Genomic DNA, 25,631 nt, shown 5'->3' with positions numbered 1-25,631 from the left:
CTATTCTCCTTTGCTTGAACTCAAAATTCGTCCCATGATGACTTCCTGGGATGCCTCTGCTGCATCCAGTTCTCCGACGATACGTCCCTCATTCATAACGTAAATCCTGTCAGACATTCCAAGTACCTCAGGTAACTCGGAAGAAATCATGATAACCGATTTTCCTGCTGCCACCAGATCATTGATAATACAGTAAATTTCATATTTTGCACCAACATCGATACCTCTGGTTGGCTCATCCAGAATCAGGACATCCGGTCCGGCGAACATCCATTTTGCAAGGAGAACCTTCTGCTGGTTACCACCACTTAAGTTTCCTACATTCTGTTCTACAGACGGACACTTTGTACGCATCTTCTGTCTATATTCCTCTGCAACCGCAATCTCTTTGTCACGGTCGATCACACCATGGGCACTGACTCCGTCAAGGTTTGCCAGAGTTGTATTTACACGGATTGGATTGCTCAGTATTAATCCGTTTCCTTTTCTGTCTTCTGTCACATATGCAATTTTGTGTTCAATTGCTTCTTTAACGGTATGAAGTTTCACCTCTTTACCATTAATATATAATTCACCAGAAATATTTTTTCCATAGCTGCGTCCGAAAATACTCATTGCAAGCTCTGTACGTCCGGCTCCCATAAGTCCTGAAATACCAAGTACTTCTCCTTTACGGACATACATAGACACGTTATCTACCACTTTGCGGTCAGAATATACCTGATGATGAACGGTCCAGTTCTTAACCTCCAGTGCTTTATCGCCAATTTTTACATTTTTCCTCTTCGGGAAACGGTCCGTAAGTTCACGACCAACCATTCCTTTGATAATTCTGTCTTCCGTAATTTCATCTGTTCTCTTATCCATCGTCTCGATGGTACTTCCATCACGGATAACTGTGATTTTGTCGGCTACATAAGCAACCTCATTCAGTTTATGTGTGATGATGATCATCGTCATTCCCTGTTTTTTGAACTCAAGCATCAGATCCAGCAGGGCCTTTGAATCCGATTCATTCAGTGATGAGGTCGGCTCATCAAGAATCAGTAATTTTGCATGTTTTGCAAGTGCTTTTGCAATTTCAACAAGCTGCTGCTTGCCGACACCGATATCTTTGATCAGTGTACGTGATGACTCATGAAGTCCTACTTTCGCAAGATATTCATCTGCTTCTCCATAAGTTTTACTCCAGTCAATTGAGAATTTCTTTCCCTGTTCATTACCGAGATACATATTCTCGCCAATCGTCATTTCCGGAACCAGTGCCAGTTCCTGGTGAATAATTACGATACCTTTTTCTTCACTGTCTTTAATTTTATTAAATTTACAGACCTCGCCATCGTAAATAATATCTCCCTCATAAGTACCATATGTATATACACCACTGAGTACATTCATAAGTGTTGACTTTCCCGCTCCGTTTTCACCTACAAGGGCGTGAATCTCACCTTCTTCAACTTTAAGGTTTACATTGTCCAGCGCTTTAACGCCCGGGAAAGTTTTGGTAATATTTTTCATTTCCAATAAAACCTTACCCAACCTGAATCCCTCCTTCTCTTTTAGCGGCACAAGCGGGATTAAAATCCCGCCTGTACTCATTTAAATATGTATCGTATTACTTAATATCTGCTTCTGTATAATATCCAGAATCAAGAAGCATTTCTTCGTAATTGTCAATTGTAACAACTGTTGGTTCGCAAAGGTAAGAAGGAATGATGCCTGTTCCGTTATCATATGACTCATTATCATTTGTCTCAGCTTCTTTGCCATCCATGATCGCATCTACCATCTTAACTGTCTGTTCAGCAAGTTTACGTGTATCTTTGAATACTGACATAGACTGTTTTCCATTTACGATGTTCTTAACATTTGGTTTGTCACAATCCTGACCTGTGATGACCGGCCATTTTCCTGTGTAGTTTGCTTCCAGAGCATTTTCAACACCAAGTGCTGTAGAGTCATTTGAGCAAAGAACTACGTCAAGGTCTTTTCCGTTATAGTTGGATGCAAGAATTGCTTCCATTCTTGACTGGGCTTTTTCTGTAGACCAGTCTGCTGTAGCAACTTCTTCTTTCTTAACCTGTCCTGACTGGACAACCAGTTTTCCTGAATCAATGTATGGCTGAAGAACTTCCATTGCTCCACCGTAGAAGAAGTTTACATTGTTGTCTCCTGGATCACCTGTGAAGATTTCCAGATTGTAAGGACCATCTGTATTATCAAGGTCTAATGCATCTACAATGTATTCGCCCTGTTTCTGACCTACCAGGTAGTTATCAAATGTTGCGTAATATGTAACTGCAGATGAGTTCATGATCAGACGGTCATAAGAGATAACCGGGATTCCCTGTTCTTCTGCCTGTTTTAACGGAGTTCCAAGTGATTCACCATCAATGGATCCGATTACGATTGCGTCACATCCTCCAGATACCATGTTCTCAACCTGTGAAACCTGTGTAGCAACATCATTACTTGCAAACTGAAGGTCAACTTCGTATCCGGCATCCTCCAGCTGTTTCTTCATGTTCTCGCCGTCCTGATTCCATCTCTGTAAGTCTTTTGTCGGCATTGCAACACCAATCTTACCTGTTCCGGCTTTTGTCTCTTTCTTATCTGATGAGCCAGATGATGATGAAGTATCATTTCCGCTTGTACATGCTGCCATGGATAATGTCATAGCTGCAATGACGCCCACTGTAAGAAGCTTTCTTGTTCTGTTTCCCATAATTCGTTTCCTCCTTTAAGAAAATTTGTTTTTCTTGATGCTTATACTATAGCAGTTCACAAACTGGACAAGATTGTAAAAAACCGTACATATTTATGATATTATTGTGTAAAAAAAGAAAGGTAGCACAAATTTGCACTGCCTTTCTGTCAAAAATGTCCTAGTCCCGGCTCTCTTCCGAAACATTCAGATATACTTCATCATGTAAATGGAATCCAAGATCAATGATCACTGAATCCATATTTTCTTTTGTCACTGCAATCGGCGGAAGTCCCCAATAAGGAACATCTTTCCCATCATCCGTTGTTTTTACACTGTTTTCTCCAATATCTTTTCCGACAATCTGTTCTCCGTTTGCCAGTTTTACCGCACACTTTGCCGCCACTTTTGCAAGCCGTTCAATCGGTTTATACACAGTCATCGCTTGTGTACCTTCCACGATTCTCTGACAGGCTTCCAGATCGGCATCCTGCCCGGTCACAACCACTTTCCCGGCCATCTGCTTTTCACTGAGTGCTTTGATCACATACCCGGCGATCGCATCATTGCCGCACATAACACCATCTACTTCCTCCAGCTCAGCCAGTGCCTCATTGACTGCCTGAAAACCGGTCTCCGGTTTCCACGAACTAACGCTTGTCTTCTTCACAACATTCAGATTACTGTCCTTGATCATCTTTTCAAATCCTTTTGCCACATCCTGTGAATTGGCATCCGATTCTGGTCCGCAGATCATAACAATATTGCCTCCATCCGGGAGTTTCTCCAGCATGGTCTTTCCCATCTCTTCCCCAACACTCTCATTATCAACTGTGATATAGAGATCTGTTGTCGTTCCCTGGATCAGACGATCATAGGAAATTACCCGGATTCCCTCTGATTTTGCTTTATCCACCTCTTCCGTCAGTCCATAAGAATCCACTGCAACGATCACGATTACGTCCATCTTCTGTGCAATAAAATCCTCAATCTGCTTTTTTTGCTTTTCCAGATTATTATTCGCATTCTGCACATCTACCTGCGCTCCCAGTTCCTGTGCTACTGCGGTAAATACATCCCGATCTCTGGTCCACCTTTCCAGAACCAGAGTATCGATCGTAAATCCAATCTTCAGTTGCTTTTTATCACTTCTATCGGTCTTTACGCCCTGCGATTTTGCTGAACATCCCACAAGTAGCTGTCCTGCAAAAGCAATACACACCAAAAATACCATCCATCGTCTTATAGGTTTATTCATATCGTCCCTCCTCACGGTATTCCGTCGGTGTCACACCTGTCCATTTTTTAAAAATACGACTGAAATAATTGGGATCTCCGTACCCGGATTCCATACAGATCTCTTTGATACTCTTCTCCGTTTCCATAAGCTGCTTTTTCGCATATTCGATCCGCAGATTGTTCACATAATCTATGTAATTGACATTCTCTGATTCTTTAAACAGCTTACTTAAATAGTAGGAACTGATTCCAAGTTCTTTTGCCGTCTCTTCCAGAGAAATTTCCCCTGAAAAATGCTCTGCTATATAAACTTTTGCTTTTTCTACTACATTAACCGTCTTCTCCTGTTGTTTCATTGAGATGTGTCCTGCTGCTTCTGTCATTTTATGCACAAACCATCGTTCCAGCCCTTCATATGTCTGAAAGCTCATCAGCTGATCCAGATAATTTGCCCTTACATCAAAATGATAAGTCATTGCCCCCTGCTCGTAGACAGATTTTTCAGCAAGCAGGACAAATTCCATTACTTTCAGGCGTACATTGTTCGTAACCTCCGGAAACTGCTTCTCCATCCACATCACAAACTCTGTACTTCTTTTTTCTGTCAGTTCTGCATCCCCTGCGTGAACTGCATCAAAAAGACCGGATTCCATATCATACGGATATCCCTCTTCATATACACAGCTGACCGGAAGATCCTTTGCATGGTTCACCTTTCCTACTCCCTGCCTTGCCGTATCGAGTGCTTCTCTGTAGGACTTGGAAACTTCCTCCCAGGATACGACAGACCCGATGCCCGCTTTGAATTTCATTTCCATCTGCTGCTCCATTTTACGAAGCATACTGCGGATATTTTCAATCTTTACTTCCCGCTCATTATAAGATTCTTCCTTTTCCCTGCACGGGACAAGGACGATTACTTTGTTTCCCATCAGAGATCCTACAATTCCATTCATCGTCTCCTTAAGCATTTCACGGAAAATCATGCTGTGCTTTTGCAGCCGGATTCCTGCACCTACTGTGTTGGTCAGTTCTCCTTTTCGCAATTCTTCTCCGCATTCGATCACTATTGCATAGACATACTCCGTATTGATTCCAAGCAGCTCACGGTATGTAAGATTGGAGGTATCATTGCTCTCTCCAAGAAGAACGCTGTACACAAAACCACTTTCGATCATCGGAACCACAACCTCAAGTTTTTCTTTCACCTTCAGATCCTTACTTACTTTTTCCCTTCTATCATTTACAAGCTTCATCGCCTTTCGCAGGGTATCCGTCAGCACGTCCTTATTGATCGGCTTTGTCAGATAAGACATAACGCCGATATCAATAGCCTTCTGTGAATATTCAAATTTATCATAGGCCGTAAGAACAATGAAAATGATATTTTTATGTTCTCTTTTAATCTCTTCCATTGCTTCGATTCCGTTGATCCCCGGCATCTGGATATCCATCAGGATAATATCCGGGCGAAATGACTCTGCAAGTTCGATCGCCATACGCCCATTTTTTGCAGATTCAATTTCAAATTCATCTCCAAAGCTTTTCTGGATCATAAATCTAATTGCCTGCTGTACAATTCCTTCATCATCACAGATCAATATCCTCATCTTATGTCCTCCCTTTTCAAATAGATCAACACTTCTGTTCCTCTCTCTTCCCGCCGACGGATCTCAATCACATGCTCCATATTATAATACCGTTTCAGACGGTTGATCACATTATCCATACCGATTCCGGCGGAATCCCGCTGACTGTGGCTGTGTGCACTCTCTCCACGCATGATCTTTTCGATCACTTCCGGTTCAATTCCCACACCATTGTCTTCTACTTTCACGCAGACCATACCATCATCACTGTAAACAGACAGATGGATCTTTCCTTCTCCCTGCAGTTCGCGTATTCCATGATTTACCGCGTTTTCAATCAGGGGCTGCAGGATCATACTTGGCATCATTGTACCAGTCACGCGCTCATCGATCTGTTTTGTATAATGGATTTCTCCTGCAAATCGTACATTCAAAATATAAATGTAGTTGTCTACCAGTTCCAGCTCTTCCTTAAGCGTAGTATCTTTCTCCATCTTCCTTACATTATAGCGGAAGAAATCCGCCATGTTCTGTACAAACAAACAGGTATTTTCTGCGCCCTCCATCATGGCAAGCTGTGCTGCTGCATTCAGACTGTTAAACAGAAAATGCGGGTTGATCTGCGCCTGCAGATATTTAAGCTGTGCTTCCTTAAGGTCATTTTTCATAATCAGTTCATTCTCGATCAGCCTGCTTTCCCGCTCATAGTTCTCTTTTGTCTGCCTGATATAATCACGGATACTGTTCATCATTTTGTTGCAGGCTTTCGCCACCGTACTGATCTCATCTCCGGTATCAATGATCGGAAAATCTACCTCCAGTCCACCTTTGGCGATCGTATTTGCCGCCTCCGCAAGTTTAATAAGCGGTCTTGTAATCGTTCTGGTCATCATAACGATCCATGCGAGTGCTACAAGCATGGATACGGTCAGAAGAAACATACTGAATCCGACAACGTAATTCAGTGTGGATCTCAAAACTGAATAATTCTGCGAGTTTTCAAGAAACACCGACGTATTCAGGCTTCGGACACAGGACTGCAGATAATCATAAAGCTTCTTCGCCTTACTGTATTCTTCGTTATAACAGCTTACATTTCTTCCCCGCTTTGCCTCGATCGCACCGGCTGTTTTTTCCAGATATGTATCCGACATATTGCGGATATTTTTTTCCATCAGAAGATTCTGGTCATTTACCGTCTCTTCATTCAGTTCACTGATCAGATTTCTATAATCCTGCTCATATAAATAATAATTTTCCAGTTCATCCGAACTTTTTGTATTCAGATACTGATAAAGCGATGTCTGCATTTTCTCCAGCGTTGTCGAGATATCATTTAACTGAATATTCGAATTATATACCCCGTCAATCTGCCGGATCGCCTGGCTCTGACTATGCACTATATACATATTGATCGCAAATACCAATAACATGATCACTACATAGACTTCCAGCAGCCGGATCCGGATTGATTTTCTTTTTTTCATGTCTTTTTACTACTTTCTATTCTGTATACTTTTTAATATTATCAGCAGTGATAAGCTCCGGGGATACTGTCAGATATTCGCTGATATGCCGTTTCTTTAAATACTCATTCATTCCCTGTTCTGCAGTTTTTCCCCACTCGGTCGGATTGATCAGGACACTGGATTCGACGATTCCTTTCTGGATTCCCTCCAGTGTATCCTTCTGCGCATAATATCCGATAATCGATGTCTGTCCAACCTTATTGTAATCAACCACACACTGGATCGCACTGCTGGTATCCACCGCACTCATACATACGATAATATCCGGATAAGAAGTATCCAGAATCAGGTCGCGGACATTCTCTTCCGATTCAAACATCCCTGTATTATCGATCACCTTACTGGTCAGCTCGATCTTGGATGCAATAGAAGCTGTCGTCTCTGATATTGCCGTAAAAATAACATTCGGCGCTGCATTCCTCTCTTCTGAATTCAGAAGAACAGTGACCCGGATCTTCCGGTCTTCCTCTTCTGCCTTCTTCTGTGCAATATTATTGATCTGGTTTCCATACATTTCACCAATCGCATAATCATTTCCGCTTACAAATGATACCCTTTTACTGGCCGGCGCATCACTGCGGATCGTGATCACCGGAATATTCTGTTCTTCTGCCTTGTCAATCTGTGCGGAAACCGCTTCTTCATCGCTCACCTGTACAATAATCCCATCTACCTTGGCCGCAATTGCCATTTCCATCAATTCTTCTGTCGAATATTCACCCGACAGTGTCTCACCAAAATTCTCGATCAGGATCTGGTCTCCTTTCCCGGCATCTTTGGCTCCCTGGTATATCTTCTTCCAGAAGCTGTCTGTGGGATTTTCACTGATAATCGCAACATGATACTGATAATCCGTCCGGTCCTTTTTTTCCACTCCGGCATCTTTTTTTACTTTTTCATGATATATCATCCCAATACCGATCAGGACCAGAAGTGCGGCAAGAGCCACAACTCCTATCCCTATCAGTTTCTTCCAGTTTTCTTTATAACTTTTCATCTTCCGATTCCTGCTTTCTCATTTTACGGAAATCACTTGGTCTTACTCCATATTTTTTCCGGAATGCTTTGGCAAATGCTCTTCCGTCCGCAAATCCACTATGTTCTGCAATTTCCTCAACCATCGTATCACTGCTTATCAGTTCCCGGTAGGCATATTCCAGACGGATTCCCTGAATATATTCTTTATAGTTGATTTCTGCATATTTGCGAAACATCCGTGAAAGATAGGTCGGCGAATACCCGAAAACCTGTGCCAGCCCTTCCAGCGAGAGATCTTTCTGATAATTATCCTTGATATAATTCGTGATCGTAGAAAGTCGGTTCCTGTTCTTGTGATCCCGCACGATCTCCGCACTGACATCAACCTTCCTGTATTTTGTCACCATCAGATAGACCAGCATATAAAAATAACTCTGTACCTTTAATTCATACCCTGTTTTCTTCTTCTGATACGTCACATACATCTTTTCAACCAGTTCAACCAGTTGTTCATCCTGTACGCGTTCGCTGTGGGTAAAACAGATAAACTGCTCATCCGTATAATACCGTTCAAATGTCTGAAGTGGCATCTGCAGTACGATCGTCTTATTCGGAAACGGTGCCGAAATCGAATGTAGCTCATTAGAATTCACGATCACAAATGATTTTTCATCTAAATGGATATCTTCTTCATCGATATAAAAATCCAGCTTTCCTTCCAGTACAACAAACATCTCGATCGACCGGTGCCAGTGCTTTTCCCTGACATAATTTCCGTCTTTTCCTTCAAATAAAAACATCCGGAATGGCAGATCTTCATTCGGCAGAACCAGTTCATGTGAAAATTCCATCTAATTCATCCCCTTCTCTGTACATTCTCTGAGCAGTTTCATAGCATCCTCATACTTTTCAGCAGAAACACCTGCACAGGTGAGTAACATCCTGTTCTTCTCCACTTCAAGAAATGTCATTCCTTTCTTTTTTGCTTTTTCTGCAATCTTTTCTGCAGCGCAGTCCTCCGCAAAGGTCAACTGTACCATAAATCCTGCAGCACCAACCTGTACATCCACATCTTTTCCTAAAATCTTTTTTGCACTGTCCGCAAGCTTTTCTGCCTTTGCCAGATGGATCTTCCTAGATTTACGGACCTGACTCGCCAGATGTCCGTCACGGATAAACTGTGTCAGTGCGATCTGCTCGGCCTTGGATGCAGTCTGATTGTAATTATTTTTTCTTTTTTCGTAAGTTTCCATCAGTTCCGGCGGCAGTATCATATAACTAATCCTGATAGACGGAAGCAGCATTTTGGAAAATGTTCCCAGATAAATGACATTTCTTCCTCCCGAAAGTCCCTGCAGAGACGGAACCGGTTTCTGAAAATATTTGAACTCACTGTTATAGTCATCTTCAATGATCAGAAAATGCTCTTTCTCAGCGCGTCCGACCAGTTCCAGTCTTTCCTGGATCGGCATCACCCCACCAAATCTTGTCATCTGTGATGGTGACACGTAATACATTCCAATCTCTTCTTCCGCACTTCCTGCAATCCGGTAGTTATGATCTTCAAAAACCGTCATTCCCTGTACAAACTCACTGTCCCTGAAAAATACGGTTCTCTTTTTATGATTCAGTGGGCACAGAATATGCAGAAGACTCTGTATACCGGCACCGATCACGATCTGATCCGGGCTGCAGATCACACTTCTGGTCTTCTGAATATATTCAGACAGTACTTCCCTGAATTCCTGTTCCCCCTGCGGTTCTCCATAAGAAAGCAGTCTCTCATCCTGACGCATTGCGCTCTTCATATATCTCCGCCATAATTCAAACCGGAAACTCTCTTTATCTACATTTGATGTTGCAAAATCATAGACAACCGGATTCTCCTGCTTCCTTACATGCCGGCTTGCAATCTTTCTGCCCTCTTCCTGCTTCTCGGCAATATCCGTCACATAATATCCACTCTGCGGTCTGGACACAATATAACCTTCTGCTGCCAGAAGCATATACGCATTCTCCATCGTCGTCCGGCTCATCTGCAGCTCGCTTGCACCTTTACGGATCGATGGAAGCTTTGTCTCTGACTTCATCTGCCCGGATAGAATCAGATTCCTGTAATAATGATACACTCTCAGATACCGGCAGTGTTCCTCATTCTGTAATTCCACTCTCATAACTGACCTCTAAAAAATATTTCTTTTTGTATATTTTACAAATGACACTTTTATTTTATTCTATATAAAACACATAAGAAATGCAAGAATTTTTCACTTTGTATTTCGGAAAGGATACTTCAATGATAAAACGAGTCGCTGTTATCAATGATCTGTCCGGTCTTGGTAAATGCTCTCTGACAGCTGCGATACCGGTTCTTTCCGTCATGGGTGTACAGGCCTGTCCTCTGCCAACGGCAGTTTTAACCAATCAGACCGGCTACGACAGCTATTACTGTACGGACTTTACCGACAAGATCGATCATTACACAGAAGAATGGCAAAAACGTGGTCTTACCCTGGATGCGATCAGTACCGGATATCTCGGCAGCGCAGATCAGGCGGAAAAAATCCTGAATTTCTGTGAGAAGTTCAGAACCCCTTCCACTCTGCTCTTTGTCGATCCGGTCATGGGAGATTCCGGTGTCAAATATGACATTTTCACTCCCAGACTCCAACAGCAGATGCAGAAGCTTGTATCCCATGCCGATGTGATCACGCCAAATCTTACCGAGCTGTGTCTTTTAACACACTCTGATTTTGCAGGGCTTACCAAGTATAAGGACGAACCGGATTATCTGGACCGGATTGCCCGGATTGCCGCTCCTTTGAAAGAAACGAAAGAAACGCAGATCCAGACGATCATCGTCACCGGTATTCTTTATCAGGCTCCTTCTGATGATACCGTAAAATATTACAATCTGGTTCTCGAGAACGACCAGATAAGCGTCATTTCCTCTGGAATTCACGGTGGAAGCTATTCTGGCACCGGTGACCTGCTTTCCGCTGTCGTATGTGCCTCGATGGTACAGGGAAAAAGTGCAGCTGCAGGCGTGGAAAAAGCATGCCGGTTTATCGAAAGATCTCTGATTGACACCGTTGCCGACCAGATTCCGCGCAACGATGGAATCAATTTTGAATCCCATCTTTCTATGCTGCTTGACTGACATTTACAAAATAAATAAAACCCAGGGAGGTAACTATCATGTCATCTACAACCATTAACAATCCGGAACCATCTGCAAATACACTTTCTCATCAGAAAGTCTCCAGACTGACTTCAACAGCTCTTTTTGCAGCACTGATCTGTGTGACAACTGCTTATATTTTCCATATTCCATTTGGTGTAAATGGCGGATATGTACACATCGGAGATTCTCTGATCTATCTTGCCGCTGCATTCCTCCCAACACCATATGCCATGTTTGCTGGTGCAATCGGTGGTGCCATGGCAGATATCCTGACTGCCCCGGTATATGCACCTGCAACCTTCATCATCAAGATGCTGATCTCCCTTCCGATCACATGTAAAAAGGACAAGATCGTGAATGTACACAACTGTGTCGGCGTTATTGTTGCCGCTGTAATTTCCTTTATTGGATATTATATCACAGATGTAATCCTGTTCGGAACCTGGGGTGCACTGATTCCTTCGATTGTAGGAACCCTTGCCCAGTCAGGCGGAAGTGCTGTGATCTTTATCATTCTTGGTTCCACTCTTGACAAAGCCGGTTTCAAAAGTACAATGAAAAACAAATTTGGAATTTAGCCAAATATTTAATTATACGCAAATGACAGGTGGTTCTTGAATATCCGCCTGACTTTCAAAGAGGAGATTTTATTATAATGTCAGATATTATTTACACATTTAAAAACAATGCATATTTTAACATCACCAACCGCTGCACTTGCAAATGTATTTTCTGCATCCGTAACGAGCATGAAGCCATCGGAGAGGCAACAGAACTTTGGCACGACCACAATCCTTCTTTCGAAGAGATCAAGGCAGCTATTGATGCTTTTGATTTTACAAATTATCCGGAAGCCGTCTTCTGCGGCTACGGGGAACCGACCTGTGCCTACGATAATCTGATTGCTGCTGCAAAATACATGAAAGAAAAACATCCGGAAGTTCTCCTTCGCGTCAATACCAACGGACTTGGCGAACTCTTCAATAAAAAGCCGATCGCAGAAGAAATGGCAAAATATATCGATGCCGTATCGATCAGCCTGAATGCGCCAACTGCAGAGCGTTACCAGGAAGTTACACAGCCTTGTTTTGAAAATGCGTTCCCAGATATGCTTGCATTTGCCGAGAAAGCGAAGAAACTGTTCTCATCTGTGCAGTTCAGTGTGGTAAGCATCATTTCACAGGAAGAAATCGATGCGTCCCAGAAACTCGCAGACGAGATGGGGATTCCGTTGAAAGTTCGAATTTATTCGTAAGTTCATTCTCTTTTCTACTATAATTAACAAAGGGACGGCTGCCATACTTTGCGCTGTGCTGGCAGAAAGGCCAAAAGAAACCGGACTAATTCCATTATGCAAACCATTCCGATGAGCCTCTTAAGGCGAAAATCGTGTTCAGCAAAGGCTTCCACGGTTTTTGAGTCTCATCTCCATTGCATAATAAGTGAATTAATCCGGTTTCTTTTGGTCCTTCTGCCCTTCTAGTGTATTCCCGTCAGCCTGATTTTTGAATGCTTGTAGCAAAGCGAATGAACAGGAACTTATTCATTCCGATTGTTATTCTCCCTTTCAACTCTGGTTCGATGTTTAACGAAAATAATACATGTTTTCCAATAAATGCCCGATAGTCAAATGTTTTCAATTAAGCAACAGACTCCTCATCCCTTCTCAAAGTTTTCTCCTGCTTCGTTCTGAATTGCTGTTATCTTACCAATATCACCACATTTTATTCGATAAAGTTCAAAGAGCGCCAGCCACAAAAGGAATCGTTCGGATTCTATTTTGCGCTATGGAGATGAGACTCAGGAAGCATGGAAGCCTTTGCTGAACATGCTTCCCGTCCTAAGAGGCTCATCGGAATGGTTAGCGCAACTTGAATCCGAACGATTCCTTTTGGGGCTGGCGCTCACTCAACCTCTATCATTTGCCAAACAAAAATGACCATATACTTTCGTATACAGCCATTCTGTGTTCTCTCAAAGAGAAAGCTTTCACTTTTTATCCAAAGATTCCTCCGATCACAACGTAAGACAGGATATACATGATCACCGATGCCATGCATACGCCGACTACGATTGCTCCGAAAGCTTTTTTCCAGTCGATGCCAAGGAGGGATGCGACAAGAGCTCCGGTCCAGGCTCCGGTTCCCGGAAGCGGAATTCCTACGAAGAGTACCAGCCCCCAGAATTCATATCTGCTGATCCGATCACTTTTGCTCATCGCTTTTTTCTCCAGCTTTTCTACAAGCGGACGGAAAAGGCGCGTCTTGCGCAGCCATGCAAAAATCGGACGGATCAGAAGCAGGATAAACGGAATTGGGATCAGGTTCCCCACCAGACAGATCGGGATTGCACGCCAGGTCGGGATATTTAAAAACGCCGGACCTGCCGCAAGGATTCCTCCCCTGAGCTCCAGAATCGGAATCATTGAAATAATAAAGATAATCAGTTCTTTGGCAGCCTTGCCACCCAGATGAGTTACAAACCACTGTACTAAAGTTTCAGTCATACAAATCTCCTATTTTTTACTTATTAAATCGGTGCTTGACGTGTCAATACGCATAAATTGCTTATTTGTGTAAGCACAAACGCAATTTATGTTTTTAACACTTCATCATATATTCACGGAGGAAGGCAAAGAGTGCTTCCATCTCTTCTCTCGTACCGATCGTCACACGCAGATATTGCTCAATCCGCTCACTTCCCCAGAAACGCACATAGATTCCTTTTGCTTTCATTGCTTCAAAGAGTTCTTTTGCATCGTATTCCGGATGTGATACAAAGATGAAGTTTGCGCTTGGTTTTGGAAATACAAAGCCGAGCTTTTTGAATTCTTCTTCTGCCCAGTCTCTTGTCTCCACAATTTTACGTGTTGTCTCAGCAAAATATTCTTTATCTTTTACCGCTTCTGCTCCGTATACCAGAGAAGTTTTGTTCATAGTATAAGAATTGAACGAATATTTTGCATCGTTTAAATACTTGATCAGGAGCGGACTTGCGATTGCATATCCAATACGCATTCCTGCCATCGATCTTGCCTTTGAAAATGTCTGCGTAATGATCAGGTTGTCATATTTGTCCAGAAGCGAAAGTGCTGACTCTCCTGCGAAATCAATATATGCCTCATCCACAATCACAATAACATCCTGGTTGTGTCTGATGATATCTTCCACAAATTCCAGATCTTCATAGATGGATGTCGGTGCATTTGGATTCGGGAAAATCACACCACCATTTTCCGGATAATAATCTTCTTTTATAATATGGAAGTTTTCATCTACCTTCTTGCATTCGTATGGAATCCGGTAAAGATCCGCCCATACTTTGTAGAAGGAATATGTAATATCCGGAAAGAAAACCGGTTTTTCCGAGTTAAAGAAGGTAAGGAAACACATAGAGAGAACATCGTCAGATCCCACTCCCACAAAAACCTGATCTTTTCCAACATGATAAAAGTCCGCCAGTGCACTGACCAGTGTATCAGATGTCGGATCCGGATACAGCCTTAAACTGTCCACATGACCCTCCAGCTTTTTCATTGCCGCAAGAACTCCCGGTGCAGGTGGGTACGGATTCTCATTGGTATTCAGTTTGATCACTTTTTTCTGTGGCTGTTCACCCGGAACATAAGGTTCTACTTTTCGGATATTTTTCTCAAATTCTCTCATCTTGCTTTCTCACCTTTCTGTCACATCTTTTGCTTTTGTCTTATCCTAGCTGATATTCTTTTGCAAGCTCTTTGAATTTCGGCAGTGCATTTACGATTGTCTCATAAGCTACACAATATGCAATTCTGACATATCCTGCACATCCAAAAGAACTTCCCGGTACTAGAAGCAGATTATATTTTTTTGCTTCCTGGCAAAATGTCTTTTCATCCTTGATCGGAGTCTTCATGAACAGGTAAAATGCACCCTGCGGTTTGACACATTCAAATCCACATTCTATGAGTCCCTGGTAAAGAGTCTCCCTGTTTCTGTTATAGTATGAAATATCGGTTTTCTCATGCAGACATCTTGCAACTACCTTCTGCTGCAGGGTTGGCGCATTGACAAATCCAAGAATACGGTTTGCAACATTTGCTGCTGCAATGAGTGTCTCTGAATCTTTTACATCATCCGGAATCACCAGATATCCGATTCGCTCTCCCGGCAGGGAAAGAGATTTACTATAAGAATATCCTACGATCGTATTGGCATAATACCTGGTCAGATACGGTACATCCACACCATCATAAGCAAGCTCACGGTATGGCTCATCAGAGATAAGATAAATCTCTGTTCCGTATTCGTTCTGCTTCTTCTCCATGATCTCTGCCATCTTCCTGATCGTCTCTTCGGAATAAACAACACCTGTCGGATTATTCGGTGTATTAACGATCACTGCTTTTGTCTTCGGTGTGATCTTTGCCTCAAATTCATCCAGCTTTGGCTGAAAATCTACGGTATTCGGTGAGATTTCAACCAGAACACCATCAAAATTATTGACATAACTTCTGTACTCTCCAAAGTACGGTGCAAATGTGATCACTTCATCTCCCGGATTTAACAGTGCTTTTAAAATAACATTCAGTCCGCCTGCTGCGCCAACTGTCATCGTAATATTTTTTGCTGCAAATGCAGTACCAAATCGCTCATTCAGAGATTCAGCTACAGCCTGGCGAACATCTTCATATCCCGCATTGCTGTTAGTATATCCATGAAGCACCAGTTCATCTTCTTCATCCAAAATATCAAGAATCGCCTGCTTTACGGCTTTCGGTGCCGGTACATTTGGATTACCGAGACTGAAATCAAATACATTTTCCGGTCCGTAAATTTTTGCAAGACGATTTCCCTCTTCAAACATGGCGCGGATTGCCGAGCTGTTTGCCACCATATTTTCCATCTTCTTAGATATCATCTTTTGCACACTCCTTTTCGCTGTCTTCGTTTAATGTCACAACACCTTTTTCTACCATAAATACCGGTTTGTAGGAAAGCTTGGCCTTTCTTAATCCTTCTTCTCCAACATCATCTTCCCGGTTGGTATATTTGTATTTTCCGGCAATTTCATGCTCTACGAACTGCTGGTTGATCATGGTATACGCACCTTCAATATCCGCATAAGCTTTTTCGATATGAACCACAAAGGTATCGTCATTTACCGCTTCTCCAATCGTAAATGCAACAATCTCATCACCAACTCTGAGCAGACCTCCGATCAGGTTCAGTTCTTTGTAAAGGCGCAGTGAATTGAGTGTTACACACATCTCGGAATTCTTCTCTTCATCATCTTCACAGCCATTCAGATTCCGCCATTTCAGTGCCATCTGAAAACACTCTTCCAGATTATCCTCTGTAATCGTTTCATAACTCCAGTTATCTCCGTGAAGTGCTTTAAATTTATTGACGTGATTCCGCTTGCCGTGCAGCTTTTTGCCGGAAAGTGTTGCAAGTTTCTCACTTTCATAGACATAATCCGCCTCATCTCTGTGATAGGTGATGTCGAATTTGCCTGGAAACCATGTTTCAAGCTTGGCGAAATTCTCTTTTGTCACCCCATACAGACAGAATGGAACGCCTTTTTCTTTCTCCCACTTCATGATATTTTCAATCGCTGCTTTTACATCTTCATCTTCACCTGCCGGAAATGCATAGCCGTAACCTGCACTGTTATCCCGGAACAGGAGAACGTTATTATATTGTGCAAATTCTACTTCGTAAAACCTTGCCCACAGATATACATTTGCAAAAGTACGGTCGCAGCTTCTGCTTGGGTACTTTTTGAAATAAAAATCAATAAGATCCCGGTCTGTCAGTTCTGGTCTTTTAAATTTTGCTTCTGCCATAAAAAATCCTTCCATATTCCGCTTTTTTGCGGTACTGTCTGTTAGTATACCACATTTTGAGTGGATTTTTGCGGTTTTCTTGTATTTTTTTGTGTTACTTGTAAAGTTAGTGAGCCAAGACTGCAAAATAGAACGTTCCAATTCCACTCGGCAAACGATTCCGATAAGCCTCTGAAAGCGAAAATTGCGTCAGCAATGGCTTCCACAATTTTTGAGTCTTATCTTCGTTGCCTCGAAGGGAGTTGGAACGTTCTATTTTGCAGTCTTGGCAGATCTACTTTACTGGTTGTGACTGTTGCTCCAGTACGAAGTTTTTTGCCAAACATAAGAACCGTAAAAACGCAAAACGGCTTTGTTGATCCAGTTACTCCACTACTGTTTTCTGAAATAAAAACTATTTCAGTCTATAGATGAATACAGGAAGTGGAGGATCATTTTTACGGTTAAAATAGGAATTTACGATTACGAGCCATTTTTTGGAATCTAATGTTTTGAGATAATTCAAAATGGCTTCTTTTTCTTCGTAGCCGGTGTCACCGCCGCTGTAGATGCAGAGGTTTATGATGCCGCCTTTTTTGAGCAGGTTAAGGGCTGACTCGATGGCGGTGAGGCTGGTGGCTGCGCGGGTTGCGATTTTGTGGTCACCGCCGGGGAGGTAGCCGAAATTGAAAATAATGACCTTGGCTTCTTCTTTTACATAGGTCTGCATTTTTTCGTGACCGTCCTGGATCAGCTTGGCTCTTGCCGACAGGTTCGCTTTTTCGAGGCGTTCTCTGGTGTGAGCAATCGCCATCTCTTGCACATCAAAAGCATAGACATTTCCGGTCTCTCCGACTTTCTGGCACAAAAACTCCGTGTCACCGCCGTTTCCGGCGGTGGCATCAATGCAGATATCCCCTTCTTCTATATACTCTTCTAAAATGTGATGGCAATATTCTGTGATCTGAAAATTCATGTCCTAAACCTCCTGCTTATGTTCGGAAAGTGCGCATTGCCTCGATGATCTGTGCGATCAGAGCTTTCTTCTTTTGTTATCATTTTCTGTCACTTATCTGTCTTTTATTTACCGGGCAATCCATTTGGAATTTTCTGTCGAATAAAAATTAAGCATTTCCCGTACTTCTTTTTCGTTATCGAATGGGTTCCTGATAATCTTATACTCTTTACCTTCCCATGGGATTGTGATCTTACCATTTTTTACCGTCATCTGCTCGATGGCTGTCCGTGGCAGCTGTACGAGTTCATTGCCATCCTTGTCATAGAATGCCATACCATTGTCCCAGTAAATGATCACACGCATCATTTTCATTCCATAGCTGCGCGTAACCAGGCACACCACTGCGATCACAAGGAACCAGATACTGTAGGTCAGCCCGCCGGCAATCCCGCTTCCTATTGCGCACAGAATGCAGAAAACTGCAAATGGAAGCATCAGATATTTAACGGTCATGCCACTGTAATACCCGGATACCAGACAATGAAAACTGCCCTTCCATTCATTTCCAAATTTCGCAGCTTCCTGCTGTGTCTTATTCTGGATCACCTGATTCACCGCCTGCATGATGGCATTCCGAACCAGACGCTGTACAATATGTCCCATCTTTTGTACCTCCTCATGTTCTCTCATTTATGTCAATTTTAGCATATCCTGTTACTTTTTCAACCACGCAGCGTTATATATGATATAAGTTTTTCTTATATCACTATTCATAGAATGTATTTCCCATTTTCTCCCATTTCTCCTAAATTAAAAGTATCGACTTATGGAGGTACTGACCAATGAAACTTACTACAAAAAGAAAAGAACAGATTTCTTCTGTTCTCATTATCTGCCTGGGAAATATACTCAACGCTTTTTCAGCCAGAGTCTTTCTTCTTCCGGCTGACCTTGTTGCCGGTGGCACGACCGGAATCGGGCTGATTCTGCAGCGCATAACCGGGATCCCTCTTTCCTCTCTGGTGCTCGCTTTCAACATTATCATGCTGGTGCTTGCCTATATTTTCCTCGGGAAAAAATATACATTATCTGCAATTTTAAGCTCTTTTATGTATCCGATCGCACTGGAATTCTTCAATCAGATCCTTGGAGATTATGTTCTGACAGACAATCTGATCCTATGCACACTCTTTGCCGGCATCGGAATCGGGATCTCCCTTGGAATGATCATCCGTACCGGTGCTTCTACCGGTGGCGTAGACGTTCCGCCACTGATCTTAAATAAATATTTCCGTTTTCCTGTTTCAGCCGGATTGTACATCATTGACTTCTTTGTCATCCTGGGGCAGGCACTTTATCAGCCAGTTGACAAGGTACTATATGCGATTTTGTATGTGATCATTTACACCCTTGTCATGAACAAGCTGATCGTCAGTGGAACTTCAAGGATTGCTGTTCAGATCATCAGCAAACATTCAGATGAAATCCGTAATTTTGTACTTACCCAGATTGACCGCGGTGCAACCATCATTCCAGTTCAGGGTGGCTATCTGAACCAGCAGCTGAATATGGTACTCACCGTCATCTCCAACCGTGAACTCGTCCAACTTGAAAAAAATGTTCATCAGATCGATCCGGAAAGCTTTATCATCGTTTCCCAGGTACAGGAAGTTCAGGGACGCGGATTTAATCTGGATAAACACTGGAAACCAGAGTAGTCAGATACCTCTGAAATTCCCGGATTTCCGGCTCTTTTTTCTTTGATTTCAGGCAGGCAAAATAAAGACTGTCCTGCCTGGCTGGAACCAGTGGCACCGCCGTAACCCCATAGTATTCTGCAAAGGACTTTGGTCCGATCGCGATTCCGCTTCCGCTTTTCACCATCTTCATCACCGTGTCGATGCTGTCTGAGCGGATGACTCTTTTCCATGTGATATTCTGTTCACCATATGTCTTTCTGAGGAGACGGTCTTCCACCGAATGCTCCAGTCCTGTGAGCATAGTATATTCCCTGCAATCCATGATTGAAGCATTTTTCTTCTGCGCGAGCGGATGATCCGGTGCCATCAGTATACACTGCTTCTCACGGATCAGTTCTTTTGCAAAACAGACACATTTCTCCATGCCGATTTCATTTTCCGGCATCCGGTCCAGTGCCATATCAAGGGAACCGTCCTTGATCGCCGCATATGCATCCAGCCCAGCCTCCGTATAAAATGTCACCTCAAGCTCCGGATGCCTTTCAAAATATCTGGCAATCTTCGGAAACAGTCTGTTGGAATAGACTCTGGCACCAAGTCCGATTTTTAATTTTTTATGTTCTGTTCCCGAAATCACTTCTTCTTTAAAACGATTCCAGTCTTTTAGCATTTCTTGCGCTTTTTGGTAAAAAACATTCCCTTTTTCGGTAAGTTCCAGTCCTTTGCTTGTCCTGTGAAATACGCGGTATCCCAGTTCCTTTTCCAGATTCCGGATCTGCTGGGACAGAGCGGGCTGCGAGACGAAAAGGTACTCTGCTGCGCGGGAAATGCTTTTGCAATTTGCGATTTCTACAATGTAAGTTAATTGTTGTATGTTCATTCAACGCCTCTGTTTTGTTTTTCGGTATATAAAAATCCCCCATACGGGACATTTCTATTTTCTTGACCTGTATGAGGGTATCCTATTACTATTTTTTAGCAGGAGTGCGTCCTGCAAGCCATCCTCTGACGGTTTCAATATTTGCTTTTATTGTCCGATCAATATGGGCGATCGGGCATGTTCTTGAAATCCATCTGCACTTCGTTGTCAATAACTGTGAGTTCTTCATCATCCATAATAATTCGAAGAACATACTCACAGGCTTTCCTGTCTTTATACACTTTTGCCTGCTTCTATTATACTGCCTCATTCATCGATGCCAGCTTTGCTGCCTGGTCTGCTGCGATCAGGCTGTCAATGACTTCATCCAGATCTCCGTTCATAATGCTGTCCAGCTTATGAAGCGTAAGCTTGATTCTGTGATCGGTCACACGTCCCTGTGGGAAGTTGTAAGTACGGATCTTCTCAGAACGGTCTCCGGTACCGATCTGGCTTCTTCTTGCCTCAGCCTCTGCAGAATGCTGCTTCTCCAGTTCCAGTTCATATAATTTGGAACGCAGAAGACGAAATGCCTTTTCCTTGTTCTGCAGCTGTGATTTTTCAGTCTGACTGTAGATCACGATTCCTGTCGGATAATGAGTCAGTCGTACAGCAGAGTCTGTGGTATTGACACACTGGCCACCGTTACCAGATGCACGCATAACATCGATACGGATATCTTTTTCATCGATCACAACGTCAACTTCTTCTGCTTCCGGCATCACTGCTACGGTAATGGTTGAAGTATGGATACGTCCGCCGCTTTCTGTCTCTGGCACACGCTGTACACGATGTACACCACTTTCATACTTCATACGGGAATATGCTCCCTGTCCTGTGATCATAAATACAACTTCCTTGAATCCACCGATTCCGTTTTCATTGAGGGAGATCATCTCTGTCTTCCAGCGTCTGCTGTCTGCATAATGTACATACATACGGTAGATCTCAGCCGCAAAAAGGGCAGCTTCATCTCCACCTGCACCTGCACGGATCTCCACGATAACGTTCTTGTCATCGTTCGGGTCTTTTGGAAGAAGAAGGATCTTGAGCTCCTGTTCCAGCTCTTCGACTCTCTTCTTAGACTCACTGAGTTCTTCTTTTGCCAGCTCTTTCATCTCTTCATCGGATTCTTCCTCCAGAAGAGAAAGACTGTCTTCAATGTTCTGTTTACAATTTTTATATTCTTTATATGCCTCAACAATCGGGGTCAGATCATTCTGTTCTTTCATCAGCTTGCGGAAACGTGACTGGTCATTCACCACGTCCGGTTCCTGAAGCTCACCCATAATCTCCTCATAACGAATGAGCAGATCTTCTAATTTATCAAACATTTCTTTTCCTCCTGTTATTTGCTACGCCTATTGTACACGCCACATACCACACGGTCAAGACCTGCCAGATCCTTTTGCGTTGAAACCTGTTCAAATCCAGTCTCTTTCAGCAATTTTTCCACATCTGCACTCTGGTCATATCCAATCTCCATCACAAGCCAGCCGCCGTCTGTCAGATATTCCGGAACCTTTTCTGCCAGGATCCGGTAAAAATAAAGACCGTCCTCTTTTCCGTCCAATGCCTCATACGGGTCATGAAGACGTACCTCTGCTTCCAGCTCTTCGATCACTTTTGTCGGGATATAAGGTGGATTCGATGTGATCATGTCAAATGTTCCTGTAATATTTTCAAACATATCAGTCTGGATCCACTTACCGCTCACTCCCAGCTTTTTGGCATTTTTTTCAGCCACTTTCAGAGCTTCTTCTGAAATATCTGCACCTTCTATGACAATCTGCGGATTTCTCAGTTTCAGGCTGATTGGGATACAGCCTGAACCGGTACACATATCCAGCACTTTTACCGGATTTTCCTTTTTCATAAGAAGCAGTCTTTTTTCTGCTTCCTCTACAAGAATCTCAGTATCCTGTCTTGGCACAAGTACATGTTCATTGACTGCAAATTCATATCCCATAAATTCCTGAACCCCGGTCAGATGCTGCACCGGAATCCGGGTTTTTCTGCAGCTTACCAGCTCAAAGAACCGGTCTTCTTCATTTTTCGGCATTCTTTCAAAACCATCCACATAATATCTGGTCCTTGTCATGCCGGTCACATGCTCCAGCAGGATCCAGGCATCACTTTCCGGCTCCGGAATCCCCGCCGCTTTCAATTCACCTGTAGCTTTCTGATATGCTTCCTGATAGGTCACAGCTTTTACTCCTCTTCCTTATATCCGAAATTCTCTCTCAAATACGCTTTCCAGTCAAACACCGCTTCTACAGACGCAATCCCGACCTCGATCATCTCATCGTCCGGTTCCTTTGTCGTAAGCCCCTGCAGCCAAAGTCCCGGCTTACTTAAGATACACACGATCGGATTCTCACTGCTTCCTGCCCATTTGATCAACTCATAAGAAATACCAGCAATCACCGGAAGAAGTGCAATTCTCACAATCACTCTCATCAGCGCAGATTCTACCCTTACAAAAAATAAGAGAACGATTCCCACGATCATGACAAACAGCATGAAGCTGGTTCCGCATCTTTTGTGTTCTTTAGAGCTCTTTCTAACATTTTCAACAGTCAGTGGAAGTCCATGTTCAATGCAGTTGATACACTTATGCTCCGCGCCATGATAGCGATACAAACGCTTAATATCGTTCATTACCGAAATTCCGCCCACATAGGCAACAAAAATCGCAATGCGGATGATTCCCTCAATGATAATCCGAACTGTATAGGAAGAAATCCATTTCTTCAGCATATCTGACAAAAAATACGGAAGTACCATAAAAATACCGATCGCAAGTGCAAAAGATACAACCATCGTCAGCGTCATCAAAAGCTTTTCCGTACGCTCCTGCTTCTTTTCTTCGACTTCGGTCATCTCTTTTTCTTCCTCTTCCTCATAGAAGCTTGCTGACCAGGTCAAAGTCTTCATCCCCAGCACCAGAGAATCAACAAAATTAAAGATTCCTCTGACAAAAGGTAGCTTCGTAAGTGCCGTATATTTTCCGACTACACTTTTATATGTATCTGTTGTAACTTCTATCTCTCCGTCAGGCTTTCTCACCGCAACCGCATAACGGTCTTTATTCTTCATCATCACGCCTTCGATGACAGCCTGACCACCAATATTCGAAGATTTCATATTCTGTTATGTCCTTTTTAATTCATCGTATACACAAAATAGGCTGAGATTTCACAATCCCAGCCTGTTGAATTCTCTTATTACTGAATTCCGTATTTCTTGTTAAACTTGTCAACACGACCTCTGGCCTGAGTTGCTTTCTGCTGTCCTGTGTAGAACGGATGACATTTAGAGCAGATTTCTACGTGGATTTCTTTGCTTGTAGAACCTGTTACGAATGTATTCCCACAGTTGCAAGTTACAGTTGCCTGATAGTAATCTGGATGGATTCCTTCTTTCATGATTTTCACCTCTTCTTGTTTTATTCGTTTTACGCGCTTTCACGCGGCTAATATCTTTAAACAGCTATGTTAGCATAACATAGTTTTTTTCTAAATGCAAGTAATTTTCTAAATAAACTTTGTTTTTTTGACCATTTGGACAAATTCTACGTTATTTTTCGTGCGGTCAAACATATTCAGAATGCTGTCTACCGCTTCATCTGACTTCATTCCGTTTAATGCACGGCGCATAATATCCACTGCTTCCTGCTCCTCTTTCGTAAGAAGCAGATCCTCTCTTCTTGTTCCGGATTTCGGGATATCGATTGCAGGAAAGATTCTCTTTTCAGAAAGCTTCCGGTCAAGCACCAGTTCCATATTACCGGTTCCCTTAAATTCTTCGTAAATGACATCATCCATCTTACTTCCGGTATCTACAAGTGCGGTTGCGAGGATAGTAAGGCTTCCGCCCTCACGCATATTTCTCGCTGCGCCAAAGAAACGTTTCGGCATATGAAGTGCTGCCGGATCAAGACCACCGGACAGGGTTCGTCCGCTCGGTGGAACAACCAGGTTGTATGCTCTTGCCAGACGGGTAATGCTGTCCAAAAGGATCACAACGTCCTTTTTGTGCTCAACCAGACGTTTTGCACGCTCGATCACCATCTCTGACACACGTTTATGATGCTCCGGAAGCTCATCAAAGGTCGAATAAATAACTTCCACATTATCCCCTTCAATGGCTTCTTTGATGTCGGTTACTTCTTCCGGACGTTCATCGATCAGAAGGATCAGAAGATGGATCTCCGGATTATTCTTCCTCATAGAAAGCGCCACCTGCTTCAACAGGGTTGTCTTACCTGCTTTCGGCGGTGATACGATCATGCCTCGCTGTCCCTTACCAATTGGAGAGATCAGATCCATAACACGCATTGCAGTGCTGCTCTTTCCCGCTTCCAGTCTGAGACGTTCATTTGGGAAAATCGGTGTCATATTTTCAAAGTTCATTCTGCGTCCTGCTTCTGCCGGAGACATTCCATTGATCTTGGTCAGATACAGAAGCGCACTGAATTTTTCAGACTGTGTCTTTACTCTTGTATTTCCTGTCAGGATATCCCCTGTCTTCAGGCTGAATCTGCGGATCTGCGATGGTGATACATATACATCTTCCTCGCCCGGCAGATAGTTCTGGGAACGGATAAATCCGTATCCATCCATGACTTCCAGAATTCCATTCACCGTACGTCCACTGTCGAGCTGTTCAATATCTGCGGTTCCGGCTTTTTCGGATTTTACTTCCTCCTTCGCCTCTTTTATTGAAACTTTGTCATCTTCTTCCAGCATAAGATCGATCAGATCTGCTTTTTTCATCGTTGAAATTCCGCGAAGTCCGCGCGTTTTTGCCACCTCTTTTAATGTAGAAAGAGGCAGGGACTCATATTTTTCTCTCGTCATATGTTCTATATTCCTCCTTTATTCCAATTACTTTTCTTATCCAAAAAAATATTAAACTTTTAACATTGGGAAATCTTGTCTGAACTGACTAATCTGCTTTTGATAAACCCAAGTATACAACATTTTGCACAAAATGGAAAGAAGTTTTTTGATTTGCTTTCAT

The 25,631-nt window shown here is 42.9% G+C and carries 25 protein-coding genes; 4 read left to right on the top strand and 21 right to left on the bottom strand.

The window, feature by feature from the left end; genetic code table 11:
- The 8 genes from mmsA to pdxR all read right to left on the bottom strand — a co-directional run bounded on the left by mmsA (window position 1) and on the right by pdxR (window position 10,213).
- On the bottom strand, window positions 1–1,539 hold the full coding sequence (gene mmsA, locus PGR14_RS11855) for a multiple monosaccharide ABC transporter ATP-binding protein (RefSeq protein ID WP_055156853.1): 1,539 nt from the start codon (window positions 1,537–1,539) through the stop codon (window positions 1–3).
- Window positions 1,540–1,615: 76 nt separating this feature from the next.
- Complete coding sequence (chvE, locus tag PGR14_RS11850) at window positions 1,616–2,725, bottom strand: multiple monosaccharide ABC transporter substrate-binding protein (protein ID WP_055156851.1); 1,110 nt, start codon at window positions 2,723–2,725, stop codon at window positions 1,616–1,618.
- A gap of 160 nt (window positions 2,726–2,885) precedes the next feature.
- Window positions 2,886–3,962, bottom strand: a complete 1,077-nt coding sequence (locus PGR14_RS11845; protein WP_270223465.1) for a sugar ABC transporter substrate-binding protein — start codon at window positions 3,960–3,962, stop codon at window positions 2,886–2,888.
- Complete coding sequence (locus PGR14_RS11840; protein ID WP_055156847.1) at window positions 3,955–5,553, bottom strand: response regulator; 1,599 nt, start codon at window positions 5,551–5,553, stop codon at window positions 3,955–3,957. The genes PGR14_RS11845 and PGR14_RS11840 overlap by 8 nt, the downstream gene beginning before the upstream one ends.
- Entirely contained in the window at window positions 5,550–7,019 is a 1,470-nt protein-coding gene (locus tag PGR14_RS11835; protein ID WP_055247854.1) for a sensor histidine kinase, read from the bottom strand. The genes PGR14_RS11840 and PGR14_RS11835 overlap by 4 nt, the downstream gene beginning before the upstream one ends.
- A 16-nt stretch (window positions 7,020–7,035) precedes the next feature.
- On the bottom strand, window positions 7,036–8,058 hold the full coding sequence (locus tag PGR14_RS11830; protein ID WP_055156843.1) for a substrate-binding domain-containing protein: 1,023 nt from the start codon (window positions 8,056–8,058) through the stop codon (window positions 7,036–7,038).
- On the bottom strand, window positions 8,045–8,890 hold the full coding sequence (locus PGR14_RS11825) for an AraC family transcriptional regulator (RefSeq protein WP_270223464.1): 846 nt from the start codon (window positions 8,888–8,890) through the stop codon (window positions 8,045–8,047). Before PGR14_RS11825 ends, PGR14_RS11830 begins: the two co-directional genes overlap by 14 nt.
- A complete protein-coding gene (gene pdxR, locus PGR14_RS11820) occupies window positions 8,891–10,213 on the bottom strand; it encodes a MocR-like pyridoxine biosynthesis transcription factor PdxR (protein WP_055156839.1) in 1,323 nt (440 codons plus the stop codon). It lies immediately after the preceding gene.
- Between the two features lie 122 nt (window positions 10,214–10,335).
- Here pdxR and PGR14_RS11815 point away from each other — a divergent pair, with 122 nt between their 5' ends.
- The 3 genes from PGR14_RS11815 to PGR14_RS11805 all read left to right on the top strand — a co-directional run bounded on the left by PGR14_RS11815 (window position 10,336) and on the right by PGR14_RS11805 (window position 12,478).
- Window positions 10,336–11,199, top strand: a complete 864-nt coding sequence (locus PGR14_RS11815) for a pyridoxamine kinase (RefSeq protein ID WP_173685084.1) — start codon at window positions 10,336–10,338, stop codon at window positions 11,197–11,199.
- 38 nt (window positions 11,200–11,237) lie between these two features.
- Entirely contained in the window at window positions 11,238–11,801 is a 564-nt protein-coding gene (locus tag PGR14_RS11810; RefSeq protein WP_195250257.1) for a TIGR04002 family protein, read from the top strand.
- Between the two features lie 77 nt (window positions 11,802–11,878).
- Window positions 11,879–12,478 (top strand): TIGR04100 family radical SAM protein, encoded by a 600-nt coding sequence (locus tag PGR14_RS11805; RefSeq protein WP_055247848.1) that lies wholly within the window; start codon window positions 11,879–11,881, stop codon window positions 12,476–12,478.
- 741 nt (window positions 12,479–13,219) lie between these two features.
- Here PGR14_RS11805 and PGR14_RS11800 read toward each other — a convergent pair.
- From PGR14_RS11800 to PGR14_RS11775, 6 genes are all read right to left on the bottom strand, one after another.
- Window positions 13,220–13,729, bottom strand: a complete 510-nt coding sequence (locus tag PGR14_RS11800; RefSeq protein ID WP_022220948.1) for a COG2426 family protein — start codon at window positions 13,727–13,729, stop codon at window positions 13,220–13,222.
- Between the two features lie 94 nt (window positions 13,730–13,823).
- Window positions 13,824–14,888, bottom strand: coding sequence for a histidinol-phosphate transaminase (gene hisC, locus PGR14_RS11795; protein WP_055156834.1), 1,065 nt, complete (start codon window positions 14,886–14,888; stop codon window positions 13,824–13,826).
- A gap of 40 nt (window positions 14,889–14,928) precedes the next feature.
- A complete protein-coding gene (locus PGR14_RS11790) occupies window positions 14,929–16,122 on the bottom strand; it encodes a pyridoxal phosphate-dependent aminotransferase (RefSeq protein ID WP_008369542.1) in 1,194 nt (397 codons plus the stop codon).
- The gene (locus tag PGR14_RS11785) at window positions 16,112–17,050 is read right to left on the bottom strand and encodes a DUF2156 domain-containing protein (protein WP_055156889.1); all 939 of its coding nucleotides are present in this window, start codon (window positions 17,048–17,050) and stop codon (window positions 16,112–16,114) included. The genes PGR14_RS11790 and PGR14_RS11785 overlap by 11 nt, the downstream gene beginning before the upstream one ends.
- A 394-nt stretch (window positions 17,051–17,444) precedes the next feature.
- The gene (locus PGR14_RS11780) at window positions 17,445–18,005 is read right to left on the bottom strand and encodes a class I SAM-dependent methyltransferase (RefSeq protein ID WP_173699207.1); all 561 of its coding nucleotides are present in this window, start codon (window positions 18,003–18,005) and stop codon (window positions 17,445–17,447) included.
- Between the two features lie 108 nt (window positions 18,006–18,113).
- A complete protein-coding gene (locus PGR14_RS11775) occupies window positions 18,114–18,650 on the bottom strand; it encodes a hypothetical protein (protein WP_055156830.1) in 537 nt (178 codons plus the stop codon).
- A gap of 179 nt (window positions 18,651–18,829) precedes the next feature.
- Here PGR14_RS11775 and PGR14_RS11770 point away from each other — a divergent pair, with 179 nt between their 5' ends.
- On the top strand, window positions 18,830–19,705 hold the full coding sequence (locus PGR14_RS11770) for a YitT family protein (protein WP_008369547.1): 876 nt from the start codon (window positions 18,830–18,832) through the stop codon (window positions 19,703–19,705).
- On the opposite strand, the gene PGR14_RS11765 is transcribed toward PGR14_RS11770, so the two are convergent.
- The 7 genes from PGR14_RS11765 to rho form a co-directional block, all read right to left on the bottom strand.
- The gene (locus PGR14_RS11765; RefSeq protein WP_055156828.1) at window positions 19,674–20,567 is read right to left on the bottom strand and encodes a LysR family transcriptional regulator; all 894 of its coding nucleotides are present in this window, start codon (window positions 20,565–20,567) and stop codon (window positions 19,674–19,676) included. The two genes, PGR14_RS11770 and PGR14_RS11765, sit on opposite strands and share 32 nt — an antisense overlap.
- An 88-nt stretch (window positions 20,568–20,655) precedes the next feature.
- The gene (locus tag PGR14_RS11760) at window positions 20,656–20,820 is read right to left on the bottom strand and encodes a hypothetical protein (protein ID WP_156330653.1); all 165 of its coding nucleotides are present in this window, start codon (window positions 20,818–20,820) and stop codon (window positions 20,656–20,658) included.
- Between the two features lie 43 nt (window positions 20,821–20,863).
- Window positions 20,864–21,940: a peptide chain release factor 1 gene (gene prfA / locus PGR14_RS11755; RefSeq protein WP_008369550.1), complete on the bottom strand. Its 1,077-nt coding sequence runs from the start codon at window positions 21,938–21,940 to the stop codon at window positions 20,864–20,866.
- 14 nt (window positions 21,941–21,954) lie between these two features.
- Complete coding sequence (prmC, locus tag PGR14_RS11750) at window positions 21,955–22,812, bottom strand: peptide chain release factor N(5)-glutamine methyltransferase (protein WP_055247839.1); 858 nt, start codon at window positions 22,810–22,812, stop codon at window positions 21,955–21,957.
- Window positions 22,813–22,817: 5 nt separating this feature from the next.
- Window positions 22,818–23,753: a DUF1385 domain-containing protein gene (locus tag PGR14_RS11745; protein ID WP_270223461.1), complete on the bottom strand. Its 936-nt coding sequence runs from the start codon at window positions 23,751–23,753 to the stop codon at window positions 22,818–22,820.
- A gap of 80 nt (window positions 23,754–23,833) precedes the next feature.
- On the bottom strand, window positions 23,834–24,034 hold the full coding sequence (gene rpmE / locus PGR14_RS11740; RefSeq protein WP_008369554.1) for a 50S ribosomal protein L31: 201 nt from the start codon (window positions 24,032–24,034) through the stop codon (window positions 23,834–23,836).
- Between the two features lie 108 nt (window positions 24,035–24,142).
- Window positions 24,143–25,468, bottom strand: a complete 1,326-nt coding sequence (rho, locus tag PGR14_RS11735) for a transcription termination factor Rho (RefSeq protein WP_008369555.1) — start codon at window positions 25,466–25,468, stop codon at window positions 24,143–24,145.
- Window positions 25,469–25,631: the final 163 nt, after the last annotated feature.

The organism is Coprococcus sp. AF99-45, assembly GCF_027663865.1.
Lineage (GTDB): Bacteria > Bacillota > Clostridia > Lachnospirales > Lachnospiraceae > Allocoprococcus > Allocoprococcus comes.
This window is presented reverse-complemented; position numbering and strand designations above follow the sequence as displayed.